14 protein-coding genes are annotated in these 15,795 nt (G+C 71.5%); 9 read left to right on the top strand and 5 right to left on the bottom strand.

Translation table 11 applies throughout. From position 1 onward, the window contains the following. Positions 1-20: 20 nt before the first annotated feature. Positions 21-419, top strand: a complete 399-nt coding sequence (locus BS83_RS20240) for a hypothetical protein (protein WP_157597255.1) — start codon at positions 21-23, stop codon at positions 417-419. On the opposite strand, the gene BS83_RS20235 is transcribed toward BS83_RS20240, so the two are convergent. Further along, entirely contained in the window at positions 406-3,186 is a 2,781-nt protein-coding gene (locus tag BS83_RS20235; protein ID WP_037605092.1) for an AfsR/SARP family transcriptional regulator, read from the bottom strand. The genes BS83_RS20240 and BS83_RS20235 overlap by 14 nt on opposite strands. Positions 3,187-3,308: 122 nt before the next feature. On the opposite strand from BS83_RS20235, the gene BS83_RS20230 reads away from it, so the two are divergent. Next, positions 3,309-4,037, top strand: a complete 729-nt coding sequence (locus BS83_RS20230) for a pirin family protein (RefSeq protein WP_037609491.1) — start codon at positions 3,309-3,311, stop codon at positions 4,035-4,037. On the opposite strand, the gene BS83_RS20225 is transcribed toward BS83_RS20230, so the two are convergent. Continuing rightward, a complete protein-coding gene (locus BS83_RS20225) occupies positions 4,028-4,861 on the bottom strand; it encodes a serine hydrolase domain-containing protein (RefSeq protein WP_037605091.1) in 834 nt (277 codons plus the stop codon). The genes BS83_RS20230 and BS83_RS20225 overlap by 10 nt on opposite strands. An 86-nt stretch (positions 4,862-4,947) precedes the next feature. Between BS83_RS20225 and BS83_RS20220 the strand changes: the two genes are divergently transcribed. Both BS83_RS20220 and BS83_RS20215 read left to right on the top strand, forming a co-directional pair. Further along, positions 4,948-5,343, top strand: a complete 396-nt coding sequence (locus BS83_RS20220; protein ID WP_051943434.1) for a MerR family transcriptional regulator — start codon at positions 4,948-4,950, stop codon at positions 5,341-5,343. Between the two features lies 1 nt (position 5,344). Further along, a complete protein-coding gene (locus BS83_RS20215; protein WP_037605090.1) occupies positions 5,345-6,355 on the top strand; it encodes an aldo/keto reductase in 1,011 nt (336 codons plus the stop codon). 209 nt (positions 6,356-6,564) lie between these two features. On the opposite strand, the gene BS83_RS20210 is transcribed toward BS83_RS20215, so the two are convergent. The 3 genes from BS83_RS20210 to aceE all read right to left on the bottom strand — a co-directional run bounded on the left by BS83_RS20210 (position 6,565) and on the right by aceE (position 11,649). Beyond that, positions 6,565-7,677, bottom strand: coding sequence for an alpha/beta hydrolase (locus BS83_RS20210; RefSeq protein ID WP_037605088.1), 1,113 nt, complete (start codon positions 7,675-7,677; stop codon positions 6,565-6,567). Positions 7,678-7,979: 302 nt separating this feature from the next. Further along, entirely contained in the window at positions 7,980-8,720 is a 741-nt protein-coding gene (locus tag BS83_RS20205) for a G1 family glutamic endopeptidase (RefSeq protein WP_037605086.1), read from the bottom strand. 178 nt (positions 8,721-8,898) lie between these two features. Further along, positions 8,899-11,649, bottom strand: a complete 2,751-nt coding sequence (gene aceE, locus BS83_RS20200; RefSeq protein WP_037605084.1) for a pyruvate dehydrogenase (acetyl-transferring), homodimeric type — start codon at positions 11,647-11,649, stop codon at positions 8,899-8,901. Between the two features lie 567 nt (positions 11,650-12,216). On the opposite strand from aceE, the gene BS83_RS20195 reads away from it, so the two are divergent. The 5 genes from BS83_RS20195 (at position 12,217) to BS83_RS20175 (ending at position 15,766) form a co-directional block, all read left to right on the top strand. Further along, a complete protein-coding gene (locus BS83_RS20195) occupies positions 12,217-12,663 on the top strand; it encodes a DUF3052 domain-containing protein (protein ID WP_037605083.1) in 447 nt (148 codons plus the stop codon). Between the two features lie 170 nt (positions 12,664-12,833). Then, a complete protein-coding gene (locus tag BS83_RS20190) occupies positions 12,834-13,661 on the top strand; it encodes a hypothetical protein (protein ID WP_037605081.1) in 828 nt (275 codons plus the stop codon). 297 nt (positions 13,662-13,958) lie between these two features. Continuing rightward, positions 13,959-14,417 carry a peroxiredoxin gene (locus BS83_RS20185; RefSeq protein WP_037605079.1) on the top strand — a complete coding sequence of 153 codons (459 nt, stop codon included), beginning with the start codon at positions 13,959-13,961 and terminating at the stop codon, positions 14,415-14,417. A 162-nt stretch (positions 14,418-14,579) separates the two neighbouring features. Beyond that, positions 14,580-15,155: a TerD family protein gene (locus BS83_RS20180; RefSeq protein WP_037605078.1), complete on the top strand. Its 576-nt coding sequence runs from the start codon at positions 14,580-14,582 to the stop codon at positions 15,153-15,155. 32 nt (positions 15,156-15,187) lie between these two features. Continuing rightward, entirely contained in the window at positions 15,188-15,766 is a 579-nt protein-coding gene (locus BS83_RS20175; protein WP_037605076.1) for a TerD family protein, read from the top strand. Positions 15,767-15,795: the final 29 nt, after the last annotated feature.

The raw sequence follows: 15,795 nt of genomic DNA, 5'->3' as shown, positions 1-15,795 counted from the left end.
GACGAACCCGAGGAGCATGGATGAGGCGCATGGCGAGGAACGCGCTCGTGGCCGCCGGTGCGGTGGCGATGGTCGCGGTCGGCGCGGGACAGGCGTTCGCGGCGGGTCTGCCGCACTACGGCGACAACTACGAGTACTCCAGCTCAGGCGGCTGCGGCGCGGACGAGTACCTGTCCAACTTCAGCGGCTTCGACCACCAGCGCTACGTGGTGACCAAGGTGACCGGCGGCGGCGCGACCTGCCACGTCTGGCTGGTGAAGAACGGCTCCACCGAGTACTCGACCAACGGCGCGGCCGTCGGCTACACCAGCTCGTGGGCCGGTGACGGTCCTGGCGACAAGGACTACGTCTGCGTGCAGATGCTGAACGCCGCCACGGGCGCCGCGGCCGACGGCGCCACCTGCTTCACGCCGTACTAGGCCGGACCTCCTCACACCGGGATACGGGTGCGGTCCGCGCCAGGGCGGCGCGGGCCGACTCGGCGTGCGGATCGCCCAGGTCCTCCAGGATCTCCAGGGCCGCGGCCCACGCCTGGCGGGCCAGGTCGGTCTCACCGGTCGCCTCCCTGGCCCGGCCGAGGTGGTTCAGCGTCAGGGCGCGGCCGTAGCGGCTGCCGATCTCCTCGCAGAGCGCCAGGGCCAGGGTGCAGTACTCGATGCCCGCGAGCGGGTCGCCGCAGGCGGTCGCGAGCTCGGCCAGGTTACTCAGGGCCGCGGCCTCGAAGTGGCGGTGCTCCAGGGTCCGGCTCAGCTCCACGGCGTCCTGGTAGCAGCGCCGGGCCTCGTCCCTGCGGCCGGCCGCGAAGTAGACCATGCCCAGGTTGTTCAGCGTCCCGGCGTGCTGCGGGCGCGGCGACTGGCCGCGGTGGATCGCCACGGCGCGCTCGCCCACCTCGACCGCCCGTTCGAAGAGCTCCTGGCGGGCCAGCGCGCCGGACAGGTTCCCGAACATGTCCGCCGCGCGTTCGGGCTCCGCGGACCCGAGGTACAGCTCGGCGGCCAGCTCCCAGTCGGCGCCGGCCTCCTGGAAGCGGCCGAGGCCCCACAGGGCCGCGGCGCGCCCGTTCAGCAGGGACGCGCGGGCCTCCTCGTCGCCGCTCCGCTCGGCGGCGGCGAGGCCGAGCTGCTGCAGTTCGAGCCAGGCGGGCCAGTGCTTGCGGACGTCGAAGAACGCCCACAGCGAGCGCGCCAGCTCGGCGGCCGCGGTGGGCCGGCCGGCCTCCTCGGCGATCCCCGCCGCCACCAGGAGGTTGGGCAGCTCCTGCTCGCACCAGTCGAGGGCCGGGCCGTGCCGGGAGGCGTCGGAGTCGGCCAGCGCAGCGGCGGCGTCCGCGGTGCGGTCGAGGTACCAGGCCAGCACCCGGCCCCGGGCCGCCCGGCGCTCTGGCTCGGTGAGCTGCTCGGCGGCGGTCCCCTCCAGGCAGCGGCGGATCAGGTCGTGCGTCCGCAGCCGGTCGGGTCCTTCGGGTTCGACCAGGTGCAGGGCGGTCAGTTCGGCCAGCGCGGTGTCCGAGGCCCGCTCCGGCAGGTCCCACAGCGCGGCGACGGCCGCGTGCGGCAGATCGGTGCCCGGCCAGCAGCCCAGCGCGGGCAGGGCGGAGGCTGTCGGCGTGCTGAGGCAGTCGACCGTGGTCTGGTACGAGGTCTGCACGGCGAGGTCGTCGACGGTCAGCTCGGCGAGGCCGTGGCGCCGGTCGGAGAGCCGGTCGGCCAGTGCGCGCAGCGAGCGGGTCGGGCCGACGGTCGCGCGGGCGGCGGCGATCCGCAGCGCCAGCGGCAGCCCGGCGCAGCAGTCCAGGATCGCCTCGACCGCCTCGGGCTCCGTCTGCTCCGGTCCGATCCCGGCCACCTGGAGGAAGAGGCTGCGCGCCTGCGCCCGGGGGAGGGCGGTGAGCCGCAGGTCGTGGGCGCCGGGCAGCGAACTGAGCCGGTTCCTGCTGGTGACGATGGCGCCGCAGCCGGGCCCCGCGGGCAGCAGCGGGCGCAACTGGGCCATGTCCCTGGCGTCGTCGAGCACGAAGAGCAGCCGCCGCTCCGCACAGAGCGTGCGGAAGAGCGAGGCCCGCTCGTCGGGGTCGTGCGGCACCTCCTGCGGAGCCAGGCCGAGATCGCGCAGCAGCCGCGCGTGGGCGTCGGCGGGGCGCAGCGTCCGGCTCGGCGCCATGCCGTGCAGTTCCAGGAAGATCTGGCCGTCGGGATAGCGGTCGGCGGCCCGCCGGGCCAGCCGGACCGCGAGCGCGGTCTTGCCGAGACCGCCACCGCCGGTCAGCTTGGCCAGCAGCGGAGCGGTCGCGGCGGGCGGCAGCAGCCGGTCGAAGGCGGCGAACTGCTCCTCGCGTCCGGCGAAGTCGGCCAGCTCGGGCGGGAGCTGCGCGGGACGCGGGCGGCGCGGGGTCACGACCGCGGTCGCGCCGACGGCCGCGGACGCGGGTTCGGGTCCGGGGGCGGCGAGCTCCTGGCTCAGGATCCGGCGGTGGATCCGCTGCAGCTCGGGCCCCGGCTCCACGCCCACGTGCTCCACGAGCAGCGTGCGGGCGCGCTGGTAGACGGCCAGCGCCTCGGCCTGCCGGTCGGCCCGGAACAGCGCGGTCAGCAACTGGGCGGTCAGGTGCTCGCGCAGCGGGTGCGCCGAGGCGAGCTGCCGGATCTCGGGGAGCGCCTCGCGGTGCCGTCCGAGCTCCAGCTCGGCGTCGATGCGCGCCTCGCGGACCTGCAGCCACTCCTCGGTCAACACGCCCGCGTGCGCGTCCAGCGCCGGGGGACCCTGCACGTCCAGCAGTGCGTCGCCGCGCCACTCGTCGAGCGCGGCGCTGAGGTCGCGGGCGGCGCGGGCGTGGTCGCCGCGGGTCGCGGCCTCGCGTCCGGTCCCCGCGTGGCGGCGGAAGCGGTCCACGTCCAGCTCCTCGGGGCCGACCTCGATCAGGTAGCCGGGGGCGGCGGTGCGCAGCCGCCCGCCCGCCTGCGGGCCCAGGGTGCGGCGCAGCCGCATGACGTAGCTGTGCAGGGTGGCGACGGCGGCCTCGGGCGGAGCCCCGCCCCAGACCGCGTCGGCCAGCGCGTCCCCGGAGACGACCTGGTTGGGGCGCAGCAACAGGACGGCGAGGATGCTGCGTTGGCGACGCGCGCCGATGGGCCGCAGGGCCTCGCCGTCGTGTACCAGCACCGGTCCGAGCAGCCCGAAGCGCACCGTTTCCCCCTCACCCGAAGAACCGCGACGCGAGTCGACGCTAGTGGAGCGGGGGCGCTCCCGTAAATGGTCTGGACCAATCAAAGCGTGCGGGCGAGGGCGCGGGCCCTACAGTGGGCGTCATGCCGCTCAGCATCCGCCGCGCCGGACACCGTTACCGCTCGGAGCCCGAGCCGGGGATCGCCACCGCGCACGCGTTCTCCTTCGCGGGGCACTACGACCCGGCCAACACGCACTTCGGCGCGCTGCTCGCCTGCAACGAGGAGACCCTCGCCCCCGGCGCGGGCTTCGCCCCGCACAAGCACAGGGACACCGAGATCCTCACCTGGGTGCTGGAGGGCGCACTCGCCCACCAGGACGACCGGGGACACCGCGTCGTCGTCCGTCCCGGACAACTGCAGTACCTGAGCTCCGGCGCGGGGGCGACCCACGGCGAGGCCAACGTCCCGGACGCCGCGGGCCCGGTGCGGTTCCTGCAGTTCTGGCTCCAGCCCGGCAGCTTCGGCACCGAGCCGGCCTATGCGCTGACCGACGTCGACCCGGAGGCGGCGCAGGTCAGGCTCACCCCGCCGGGTCTGCTGCGCAGGGAGGACGCGGCGCTGTGGCTGCTGCGCGCCCAGCCGTACGCGCCGCTGCCGGGGCTGCCGTCGGCGGCGTTCGTCTACGCGCAGGTCAGCCGCGGTGCGCTGGGCTTCAGGGAACGCGGAGGACCGCGCGGGCGGGGGCGCGAGCTGGCCGCGGGGGACGCCCTGCGGATCACCGAGGGCGACGCGCCCGTCGACCCCACCGCAGGTCCCGACGGCGCGGAGCTGCTGGTCTGGGCGATGGAGTCGGCTGTCAGCTACGGGTGAGCGCGCAGCTCGGCGAGCACGGCGTCCGTGAAGGGGGTCCACGCCTCGGCCGCCCACGGGCCGAAGTCGCGGTCCGTCAGCGCGACGCAGGCCGCGCCGGCCTCCGGGTCGACCCAGAGGAAGGTGCCGGACTGGCCGAAGTGCCCGAAGGTCGCCGGGGAGCTGGTCAGGCCGGTCCAGTGCGGGGACTTGTGGTCGCGCACGTCGAAGCCGAGGCCCCAGTCGTTGGGCTTCTGGTGCCCGTAACCGGGCAGCACGCCGTTCAGGCCGGGGAAGGCCACGCGGGTCGCCTCGGCGACCGTGCCGGCGTCCAGGATGCGCGGCGCCTGCAGCTCGGCGGCGAACAGCGCCAGGTCGGCGGCGGTGGAGACGCCGCCCGCGCCGGCCGGGCTGCGGCCCTCCGCGTCGAGCCAGGTGTCCGCCATGCCCAGCGGGGTGAACACCGCCTCGGCCGCGTACTGCGGGAAGGGGATGCCGGTCGCCTTGGTGACCGTTTCGGCCAGCACGTCGAAGCCCGCGTTCGAGTAGAGCCGCCGGGTCCCTGGCGGGGCCATCGTGCGGTCCTCGTCGAAGGCCAGTCCCGAGGTGTGGGCCAGCAGATGCCGCACCGTCGAACCGTCCGGTCCCGCCGGGTCGTCCAGCTCCAGCGCGCCCTCCTCGACCGCCACCAGGACGGCGTACGCGGTGAGCGGCTTGGTCACCGAGGCCAGCCGGAACGGGTGCCGCTGCGGGCCGTGACCGCCGAGCACGGAGCCGTCCCGGCGGACGACGACCGCGGCGGCGGTGGTGACGGGCCACTGTTCGATGAGGCGCAGGCTGTCCATGGAAGGCGAGTCTAGGTGTGTCGCTTGCTTGGAGTGCACTCCAAGTCAGTAGCGTCGTTCCCGAAGTGATCGGAAGGGGGCCGAGGATGTCGGAAGCCGCGGCACTGAGCGAGGAGTTGCAGCCTCGCTACACCATCGGCGAGGTCGTCGAGCGCACCGGCCTCAGCGCACACACGCTGCGCTGGTACGAGCGGATCGGCCTGCTCGACCGCCCGGCCCGCTCGCACCACGGCCAGCGCCGCTTCTGCGAGGCGGACCTGGGCTGGCTGGCGTTCCTCGGCAACCTGCGCGCGACCGGCATGCCGGTCGCCGGGATGCTCCGCTACGCGGAACTGGTCCGCGCCGGGAACGGCACCCGCGAGCAGCGGCGCGCACTGCTGGTCGAGCACCGCGAGGAGGTGCTTGCGCGCATTCGCGACCTGCAGGCGAACCTTCTGGCCCTGGACTACAAGATCGATCTTTACGGGAAGAGGCAGGACTGAGATGACCACCATCCCGAGCACCACCCTCGGCAGCAACGGACCCGCCGTCGGCGTCCAGGGCCTCGGCTGCATGGGCATGAGCGACTTCTACAGCGACCAGTTCGGCGACACCGGCGAGGCCGAGTCCCGTGCGACGCTGGAGCGCGCGCTGGAACTGGGCGTCACCCTCTTCGACACCGCGGACATGTACGGCTACGGCCGCAACGAGGAACTGGTCGGTCCGTTCGTCCAGGCCCACCGGGACCAGGTGCTGATCGCGACGAAGTTCGCCATCGAGCGCCGCGAGGACGACCCCACGTACCGGGCGGTCCGCAACGACGCGGCCTACATCCGGCAGGCCGTCGACGCGAGCCTGCGGCGCCTGGGCGTGGACCACATCGACCTGTACTACATGCACCGCCGCAACCCCGAGGTGCCGCTGGCGGAGTCGGTCGGCGCGATGGGCGAGCTGGTCGCGGCGGGCAAGGTGCGGTACCTGGGGCTCTCCGAGGTGAACGGCGCGGAGCTCCGGGAGGCGCACGCCGTGCACCCGATCGCGGCGCTGCAGTCGGAGTGGTCCCTCTTCTCGCGGGACGTCGAACGCTCGGCGGTGCCGGCGGCGGCGGAGCTGGGCGTGGCCTTCGTGCCGTACTCGCCGCTGGGACGCGGCTTCCTGACGGGCTCCTTCAGCAACGCGAACGAGCTGGCGGCGAACGACTTCCGCAACCACCAGCCGCGCTTCACCGGCGACAACGCCGCGCGGAACGCGGCGCTGCTGGCCCCGGTCCACAAGATCGCCGCGGACCGCGGCGCGACGGTGGGGCAGGTGGCCCTGGCCTGGGTCCAGCAGCGGTCGGAGGTCCATGGCCTCCCGGTCATCCCGATCCCCGGCACGAGGCGGCGCAGCCGCCTGGAGGAGAACACGGCGGCCACCGCCCTGACGCTCACCCCGGCCGAACTCGCCACGCTGGAGCCCATCGCCTCCCAGGTCGCCGGCGACCGCTACGCCGACATGAGCACCATCTCCAGCTGAGCACCTGCCGGAGAGGGCGAGTTGCACCACCTCAGGGGCGCGGGGAACTGCGCGAGAAACCACCCTGCGCGGATGGCCCTGCGCATTGAGGACCCTCCGCACGCGAGTGGCTTGTCGCGCAGTTCCCCGCGCCCCTGGGGCACTGCGTGGTTTCTCGCGCGCACGAGCGTCGCGCCCTATGTGGTGGCAACGGGCTCTGGGCGCAATGGTCAGGTGGTGACGTCGTCGTAGGCGCCGAGCGCGATGTCGGCGAAGTTGCGGAGGCTGGCCGTGCCCGGGGCGAAGTAGCCGTTGTGGCCCTGGGCGCCCGTCGAGGAGATCAGGTGGGAGCCGAAGGTCGGGCCCGTCGGGTCGGGGCCGTGGCCGAGGCCGCCGATCTCCAGGTAGGGGACGTTGCCGATCCAGTCGGAACCGTTGCGCACCGTCGCCCAGAGCCGGACCCCCGCACCGAGACCTGCCGCGCTGTCCACGTCCATGCCCGGGCTGCCCAGCACCACCATGTCGGTCACGCCGGTCGTCAGCGACGGAGCGGCTTTGCCGCAGACCACCGAGCCGTAGGAGTGGCAGAAGAGGCTCGGCGCCGCGTTCGGCCTCGTGGTGAGGGCCAGGCCCGCCAGCAGGCTGGTCAGCCGCGGGGCCGCCGCGTCCGCCAGGCGGCCGGTCGCCGCGTCCGCGCCGAGGCCGACCGGGGTGACGTAGTCGGCCCAGGCTATGGTCGCCGTCGTGGTGCCGGGGGAGACCGAGGCCTCCTCGGACCGCAGGGCCTGCGCCGCGGTCTGGGCCTTGCCGAAGTGGGAGAGGTCCATGTCCGAGCCGGGGACCAGGACGGCGATCTTCTCCGCCGTGGCCAGGTCGCCGAAGACCTCCGCGACCAGGCCGCGGCTGCGCGGGTCGAAGGCGAGGACCTGGTGGCCGGGCTCCAGCAGGGTGGTCAGCATCGCGATCTGGCCGACGGCCTTCGGGTCGTCCTGCCGGAGGCGGTCCAGCTCCTGCTGCATGGCGAGGCGGTTGGCCTGGTAGCGCAGCGCGAGCGGGGCGCCGTCGAAGTTGCCGACGACCAGCGGGTACTCGGCCACGAGCTTCTGCTGCTCGGCCGGGGTCAGCCCGGCGAAGAACGCGGCGACCTGGCTCGCGGTCGCGGTCGCGGGGTTCGGGAAGGCGACGCCGAGGGAGGCGTCCTTGGTCCAGGCCTTGCTCCCTGCGGGCGGCGTGGTGACCGCGATCTGCTCGTCCGAGACCGCCGCACCGGCGGCTGCCGCGCCCGTCCCCGCCAGGCAGGTGAAGGAGACCAGTGCTGCCACCAGGGTGCGCTTGAACCGCATGCGGGTGTCTCCTCGGGGCTGCCGGCGACCGTCGTACGGGCGCTGCCCGGAGGTCTTGCGGATGCTCGGAACGCCCGGGCGAGGAGGTCTCGCCATCGAGCCGTTCTGCGCAAGCGTAAGGGCACGGTCCGGCTGCGTACGCTGTACGAAGGAGGCGCAAACTGCGACAACCATCACATTGGCCGTCAATCGCCACCGATTTGCCGCTGATTCCCCGTGGATTCTTACGAGCCGTTCACAAGGAGACGGTGGGTGACGCGTCGCGCGTCACCCACCGTCGTCCGGCTGTCGTCAGCCGGTGATCAGCTGTGCTTGAAGGTCACCGAGAAGGCCGAGCCGCCGGACAGGCCGGAGGTGGTCGCCTTGGTGGTCGAGCCGGAGACCATGTTGATCGAGTCGGGGCTGTAGTTGCCGATCGCCTGACCGTTGGCGAGCGAGCTGGTGAAGTTCACCGTGCCGAAGTTGCTGAGCGGCAGCACCCCGGTGGAGCTGGACGGCGCCTCGGCTATCACCTCGGCGGAGTACCGCTGGGCCGGGGTGTAGGACTTGGTCGTCGACTTGGACCAGCCGGCGGTCGAGTCGGTGATCTTCATCGTGAACGAGCCTGAGCCGTTGAAGGTGACCGAGGCGGTGAAGTGGTCGCCGGGGTGGACCGCGTTCGAGTAGTTGACCGGGTACTTCGGGTACATCTCGTACCAGGACGAGTAGACGGCCCGCCCGCCCGAGCAGTCGGCCTCGGTGCCGGTCTGCTCGACGCTGTTGCTGCCGTCTCCGTCGAGGCCGACCCAGAAGCTCGAGTAGGTGGTGGCGCTGCCGCAGCTGACGGCGGGCTGCACCCAGCTGGCGGAGACGCTGGTGAAGGGGCCGCCGGTGGCCGCGTAGCCGGCCCAGTTCGAACTGGAGCTGTTGCGCAGGTGGAGCTGGAGGTTGTGCACGGTTCCGTTCACCACGGCCGGGGCGGCGGTGGCCACGGCGGGTGCGGCCGCCCCGAGGAGGGCGAGCAGGGCTGCGGACAGAGCGGTGCTGCGACGGATCGTCGACATGGTGCTCCTTATCGCGCGGGCGCCGATCCGGTTGTCGGCGTTCCGCCAAAGGTAGCCACCTGTCACCACTCGGGGGAGTGGTTTGCCTCAACGCACAGAAACAACTCAGAAATGAAACAGGGTCCGATGACAAACTGTCATCGGACCCTGTTCGCTTACGCGTTCAGGCGCGTGCCGGTCAGGCGTCGCCGCCGGCGTTGCCCGGGTGCGCGGCCTTCACGTCGAGCAGCTGGTAGCGGTCGATCGCCGCCTTCAGCGCGGTGCGGTCGACCTTGCCCTGCTTGGCCAGCTCGGTCAGCACGCCCAGCACGATCGACTGCGCGTCGATGTGGAAGTAGCGACGGGCCGCGCCGCGGGTGTCCGCGAAGCCGAAGCCGTCGGCGCCCAGCGACTGGTACTGGCCCGGCACCCAGCGCGCGATCTGGTCCGGCACCGCGCGCATCCAGTCGGACACGGCGACGAACGGGCCCTCGGCGCCGGAGAGCTTGCGCTGCACGTACGGGTAGCGCTGCTCCTCGTCCGGGTTGAGCAGGTTGAACTCCTCGACCTCGATCGCGTCGCGACGCAGCTCGTTCCAGGAGGTCACCGACCAGACGTCGGCCTTGACGTTCCACTCCTCGGCGAGGATCCGCTGGGCCTCCAGCGCCCACGGAACGGAGACGCCCGAGGCGAGGATCTGCGCCGGGATCTGGCCGCCCTGGCCGACCGAGAGCTTGTGGACGCCCTTGAGGATGCCCTCGACGTCCACGTTCTCGGGCTCGGCCGGCATCTGGATCGGCTCGTTGTACACGGTGAGGTAGTAGAAGACGTCCTCGCCGTGCGGGTGCTCGGCGCTGCTGCCGTACATCCGGCGCAGACCGTCCTGCACGATGTGGGCGATCTCGTAGCCGTAGGCCGGGTCGTAGCTGACGACGGCCGGGTTGGTCGAGGCCAGCAGCTGGCTGTGACCGTCGGCGTGCTGCAGGCCCTCGCCGGTCAGCGTGGTGCGGCCGGCCGTCGCGCCGAGCACGAAGCCGCGCGCCAGCTGGTCGGCCATCTGCCAGAACTGGTCACCCGTGCGCTGGAACCCGAACATCGAGTAGAAGACGTAGACGGGGATCAGCGGCTCGCCGTGGGTGGCGTAGGACGAACCCGCGGCGATCAGCGAGGCGGTGGAGCCGGCCTCGGTGATGCCGTCCTGGATCATCTGGCCCTGCGGCGAGGTCTTGTACGCCAGCAGCAGCTCGCGGTCGACCGACTCGTAGGTCTGGCCCATCGGGTCGTAGATCTTCGCCGAGGGGAAGAGCGAGTCCATGCCGAAGGTGCGGTACTCGTCCGGCGCGATCGTCACGAAGCGCTTGCCGATGTTCTTGTCCCGCATCAGGTCCTTGAGCAGGCGGACGAAGGCCATCGTGGTGGCGATCGACTGCTGGCCCGAGCCCTTCTTGAGGACCTTGTAGGCGTCGTCGCCCGGGAGCTCCAGCTGGCGCGGCCGCACCTTGCGGGTCGGCATGTAACCGCCGAGCTCGCGCCGGCGGTCGTGCATGTACTGGATCTCCTCCGAGTCCTTGCCCGGGTGGTAGTAGGGCGGGTAGCCCTCGTCGAGCTGCTTGTCCGTGATCGGCAGGTGCAGCCGGTCGCGGAAGCGCTTGAGGTCGTCGACCGTCAGCTTCTTCATCTGGTGGGTCGCGTTGCGGCCCTCGAAGTTCGGGCCCAGCGTCCAGCCCTTGACGGTCTGGGCCAGGATGACGGTCGGCTGGCCCTTGTGCTCGGTCGCGGCCTTGAACGCGGCGTAGACCTTCTTGTGGTCGTGGCCGCCACGGCCCAGGTGCTGGATCTGCTCGTCGGTCATGTTCTCGACCATCGCGCGCAGGCGCAGGTCTCCGCCGAAGAAGTGGTCGCGGATGTACGCGCCCGACTCGGTGGCGTAGGTCTGGAACTGGCCGTCCGGGGTCACGTTCATCTTGTTGACCAGGGCGCCGTCGCGGTCCTGCGCGAGCAGCGGGTCCCAGGTGCGGTCCCAGATGAGCTTGATGACGTTCCAGCCGTTGCCCCGGAAGATCGACTCCAGCTCCTGGATGATCTTGCCGTTGCCGCGGACCGGGCCGTCGAGGCGCTGCAGGTTGCAGTTGACCACGAACGTCAGGTTGTCCAGGCCCTCGCGGGCGGCGATGGACAGCTGGCCGAGCGACTCGACCTCGTCCATCTCGCCGTCGCCGAGGAAGGCCCAGACGCGGGAGTCCGAGGTGTCCTTGATGCCGTGGTTCTCCAGGTAGCGGTTCATCCGCGCCTGGTAGATGGCGCCCAGGGGGCCGAGGCCCATGGAGACGGTCGGGAACTCCCAGAAGTCCGGCATGTTGCGCGGGTGCGGGTAGCTGGAGAGACCGTAGGGCGCGCCCGAGTGCTCCTGGCGGAAGCTGTCGAGCTGCTGCTCGCTGAGGCGGTCCAGCAGGTAGGCGCGGGCGTAGATGCCGGGGGAGGCGTGGCCCTGGAAGTAGATCTGGTCGCCGGAGGCGCCGTCCGCGTCCTTGCCCTTGAAGAAGTAGTTGAAGCCGACGTCGTAGAGCGACGCGGAGGAGGCGAAGGTGGCGATGTGGCCGCCGACGCCGATGCCGGGCCGCTGCGCGCGGGAGACCATCACCGCGGCGTTCCAGCGGGTGGCGTTGAGGACCTTGCGCTCGATCTCCTCGTTGCCGGGGAAGAACGGCTCGTCCTTGGTGGCGATCGTGTTGACGTAGTCCGTGCTGCGCATCTCCGGCACGGCGACGCGCTTCTCGCGGGCGCGCTCGATCAGCCGCAGCATGAGGTAGCGGGCGCGCTCACGGCCCCGCTCGTCGATGGCGGCGTCGAGGGAGTCCAGCCACTCGCTGGTCTCCTCGGGATCGAAGTCCGGGACCTGGCTGGGCAGGCCGCCAATGATGATCGGGTTGCGATCGGATCCGGAAGCCACGCTGTTCCTTCACTGTCGGTACGTCTGGAGGTGGTGTCGCGCCGCCTCCATCGTGGACCGCAGGGGGAGAATCGTCATCTCTACCCATGAGTAACCGATTCGTGCCCTTTTGGGAGCAGTCCCTTGGGGGCAGGCGCCGCGTGGGCGTCTGCGAAGCGGTTCTCGCCTTGTGCGCGGTTGGCTACGACGAGGTGACCCGACCTTTCCCCACAACGTTGTGGAGTGGGCAGGCTGGGGAGGGCCAAGGGAAGACTCTACGCCCGGTCAAGGAGTGTTCGGTCACACGGCCGAGGGATGAGACGCAACGTCGACCGACGGTCTACCAGGAGTGAGCGACGCCTACAGCGGGTAAGTGGAACGGCAATCCGCTGCGCGGAACGCTGTTTGCCGGTGATACTGGGGCAAATGGGAGTGATCCGTGTCACTCCCGACGGCGTGTCGCGCTGCGACGCACCGAAGCCAGGGTGGGATCGACGATCGGGTACTTGCGCTCCGCGCGCCGCCCGTGTGGACTACGCCCACAGCCCTGGTACCAGGAGACAGGGTCGGATATAGGAGGCAATTCCCGTGAGCGCGACCGCGGACCCCGCGGAGGACAGGACCAACCCGGCACGTCGGTTGGGCCTTGAGCCCGGACAGGTGGTCCAGGAGCTCGGTTACGACGACGACGTCGATCAGGAGCTGCGTGAGGCCGTCGAGGAACTCACCGGCACCGAGCTCGTCGACGAGGACTACGACGACGTCGCTGACGTCGTGCTGATGTGGTTCCGCGAGGACAGCGAAGACGGAGATCTCACCGACTCCCTCGTCGATGCCCAGGAGTACCTGGTGGAGGGCGGCCTGGTCTGGCTGCTGACTCCGAAGACCGGGCGCGACGGCCACGTCGAGGCCCATGACATCGCGGACGCCGCGCAGACCGCCGGCCTGTCGCAGACCAGCACGGCCGCGGTGAGCAAGGAGTGGTCGGCGGTGCGACTGGCGACCCCGAAGACCGCCAAGGCGGGCAAGCGCTGAGCGCCTGCGCCCGAGGCGACTGAGCCGGAACAGGAGGGGCCCGGACGGATCATCCGTCCGGGCCCCTTCGGCGTCCACGCGCTGCCCCCAACGGCTTCACTTTCGCGACTTTCGCTTCGGGCGAAATAGCCGGAATGCCGGTCCGCCGGGCCCGGCGGCAGAATGGCGGCATGGCAGAAGATCACCATCCGGTCCTGCACGGCCCGCGCGGCGTGGCCGAGGAGGCCCCGGACTCGCTCCGCGCGCGGGTTCTGGGCGGATGGGACGCGGTCCTCGCGCTGGCCCCCGGCACGGAGGACGCGGATCTGCGGCCGCTCGCCGCGCTGGGCTCCTGGCCGGGACGACCGGTCCTCGGCGGCGTGATGGCGGCGGCGCACGGGCTCGAGCCGCCACCCAGACGGCCCAAGCCCTTCGATCCGGACCGCGAGGAGATCCTGTCGGCGCTGGCGGAGGCCAGGGAGCGGGTCGCCGCGGCGCTGGAAGAGGTCCTGGCCGCACCCGAGCTGGGGCGGCGGGTGGTGGACTCCCCGCTCGGCCCCCTGCCGGTGCTGACGCAGATCCACGCCATGGGCCACGAGCTCGCACAGGCGGCCGGCCCCGAGGTGCCGCCCGCGCTGGCCGACGCGGGTCTGGCCGCGATGGTCGACGTGGTCGGCGCGTTGGCCTGGCGGCAGGGCCTGCCGACGACGGCGGGCCTGTGGGAGCCGGACGGCGGCCTCGGCTGGGTCTTCGCGGCGGACGCGGACGGCTGGCGCACGCGGCCGCGGGAGACGTCGGACGACGTCCCCGGCGTGGAGGGCGCGGCGTCCAGCCTCCTGGTGAGCACGGGCTCGGTCCCCTCCATGCTCGCCCGCGGCGAGATCCGGCTGCGCCGCGTGGGCGGCCTGCTGGCTCTGGCGCCGCTGGTGGACCAGGTCCCCAACCTCCCCGGCGGCTCCCTCCTCCGCCGCGCGGTCGGCGCGGTCTCGGCCCTGAGCCGCCTCCCTGGCTTCCGCTGAGCCGCAGACGAGGCGCCCTGCACCTCGGGGGCGCGAGGAACTGCGCGACAAGCCACCCACGCAGGCAGAGCACCGAACGCGCAGGGCCCTCCGCACGCCGGTGGCTTCTCGCGCGCCCATGCGCCGGAGGCGCAGATCGGCAGAGTCCCGCGCCCCTGGGGTGAGTGCAACGGGCCCGCCGTCGCGAGGCGCCCGGGCCCGTGGGGTGAGTGCAACCGACCCCGCGCCGACAGGTGGCCCCCGGAGGGGATGGCAGGATGTCACCGGCACGGCCCACGACGATGAGGGGTTTTTCGCATGGCTATCGAGGTCGGTTCCCCGGCTCCTGAGTTCGAGCTCAAGAACCAGCACGGAGAGCTGGTCAAGCTCTCCGACTTCCGCGGCGAGAAGAACGTGGTCCTGGTCTTCTACCCGTTCGCCTTCACCGGCGTCTGCACCGGCGAGCTCTGCTCGCTGGAGCGCGAGCTCCCGTCGTTCCAGAACGACGACGTGCAGATCCTCGCCGTCTCCAACGACTCGCCGTTCACCCTCCGCGTCTTCGCGGAGAAGGAGGGTCTGGAGTACCCGCTGCTGTCGGACTTCTGGCCGCACGGCGAGGTCTCCCGCGCCTACGGCGTGTTCGACGAGGAGAAGGGCTGCGCCGTGCGCGGCACCTTCGTCATCGACAAGCAGGGCGTCGTCCGCTGGACCGTCGTCAACGGTCTGCCGGACGCTCGTGACCAGCAGGAGTACCTGAAGGCCCTTCAGGGCATCTGAGTCCCGACGGTTCCTCCCTGGAGTTCGACGGTCGCGTAACCGTTGGTGCGCTGCGGCTGCGCTGCGCGGGAACCCGCCACTACGATCGAGCCGTTGGCTTGACAGTGACCGTAACCGCACCAACGGGGGCACGTGGGTGCCCTCTGAACTCCAGGAGGACTCGTGGGTGTCAGCCTCAGCAAGGGTGGCAACGTCTCGCTCACCAAGGAGGCGCCGGGTCTGACCGCCGTCCTCGTGGGTCTGGGCTGGGACACGCGCACCACCACCGGAGCCGACTTCGACCTCGACGCGAGCGCCATCCTGCTCGCGGCGAGCGGCAAGGTCACCTCCGACAAGGACTTCGTCTTCTACAACAACCTCAAGAGCGACGACGGCTCCGTCGAGCACACCGGTGACAACCTCACCGGTGAGGGCGAGGGCGACGACGAGGTGGTCAAGGTCAACCTCGCCGCCGTGCCGGCCTCGGTCGAGAAGATCGTCTTCCCGGTGTCCATCTACGACGCCGAGAACCGCCAGCAGAACTTCGGCCAGGTGCGCAACGCCTACATCCGCGTCGTGAACCAGGCCGGCGGCGCCGAGATCGCCCGCTACGACCTCTCCGAGGACGCCTCGACCGAGACCGCGATGGTCTTCGGCGAGCTCTACCGCAACGGCGCCGAGTGGAAGTTCCGTGCCATCGGCCAGGGCTACGCCTCCGGCCTGCGCGGCATCGCCCAGGACTACGGCGTCAACGTCTGACCGGGTCAAGCCACGGATTAGGAAGAAGCAGCATGGGTGTCACGCTCGCCAAGGGCGGAAATGTCTCACTGTCCAAGGCCGCGCCGAACCTGACGGCGGTGCAGATCGGGTTGGGCTGGCAGGCGAGGGCGACGACCGGTGCCGCCTTCGACCTCGATGCCAGCGCGTTGCTCTGCTCCGGCGGGCGGGTGCTCGGCGACGAGTACTTCGTGTTCTACAACAACCTCAAGAGCCCTGAGGGCTCGGTCGAGCACATGGGCGACGAGCTGGTCGGCGGCACCGGGGCGCAGGACGACGAGGTCATCAAGGTGAACCTCGCGCTCGTGCCCGCCCAGGTCGACAAGATCGTCTTCCCGGTCTCGATCTACGACGCCGAGTCCAGGCTGCAGAACTTCGGCCAGGTCAGGGACGCGTTCATCCGCGTCGTCAACCAGGCCGACGGGGTCGAGCTCGCCCGGTACGACCTCTCCGAGGACGCCTCGGGCGAGACCGCGATGATCTTCGGCGAGCTCTACCGCTACAGCGGCGAGTGGAAGTTCCGGGCTGTTGGCCAGGGGTACGCGTCAGGGCTGCGGGGTATCGCCCTAGACTTCGGGGTGAACGTTTCGTAAGAAGAAGTCATGAGCTGAGGGGCGGACGG

This window comes from Streptacidiphilus rugosus AM-16 (assembly GCF_000744655.1).
Classification (GTDB): Bacteria; Actinomycetota; Actinomycetes; order Streptomycetales; family Streptomycetaceae; genus Streptacidiphilus; species Streptacidiphilus rugosus.
This window is presented reverse-complemented; position numbering and strand designations above follow the sequence as displayed.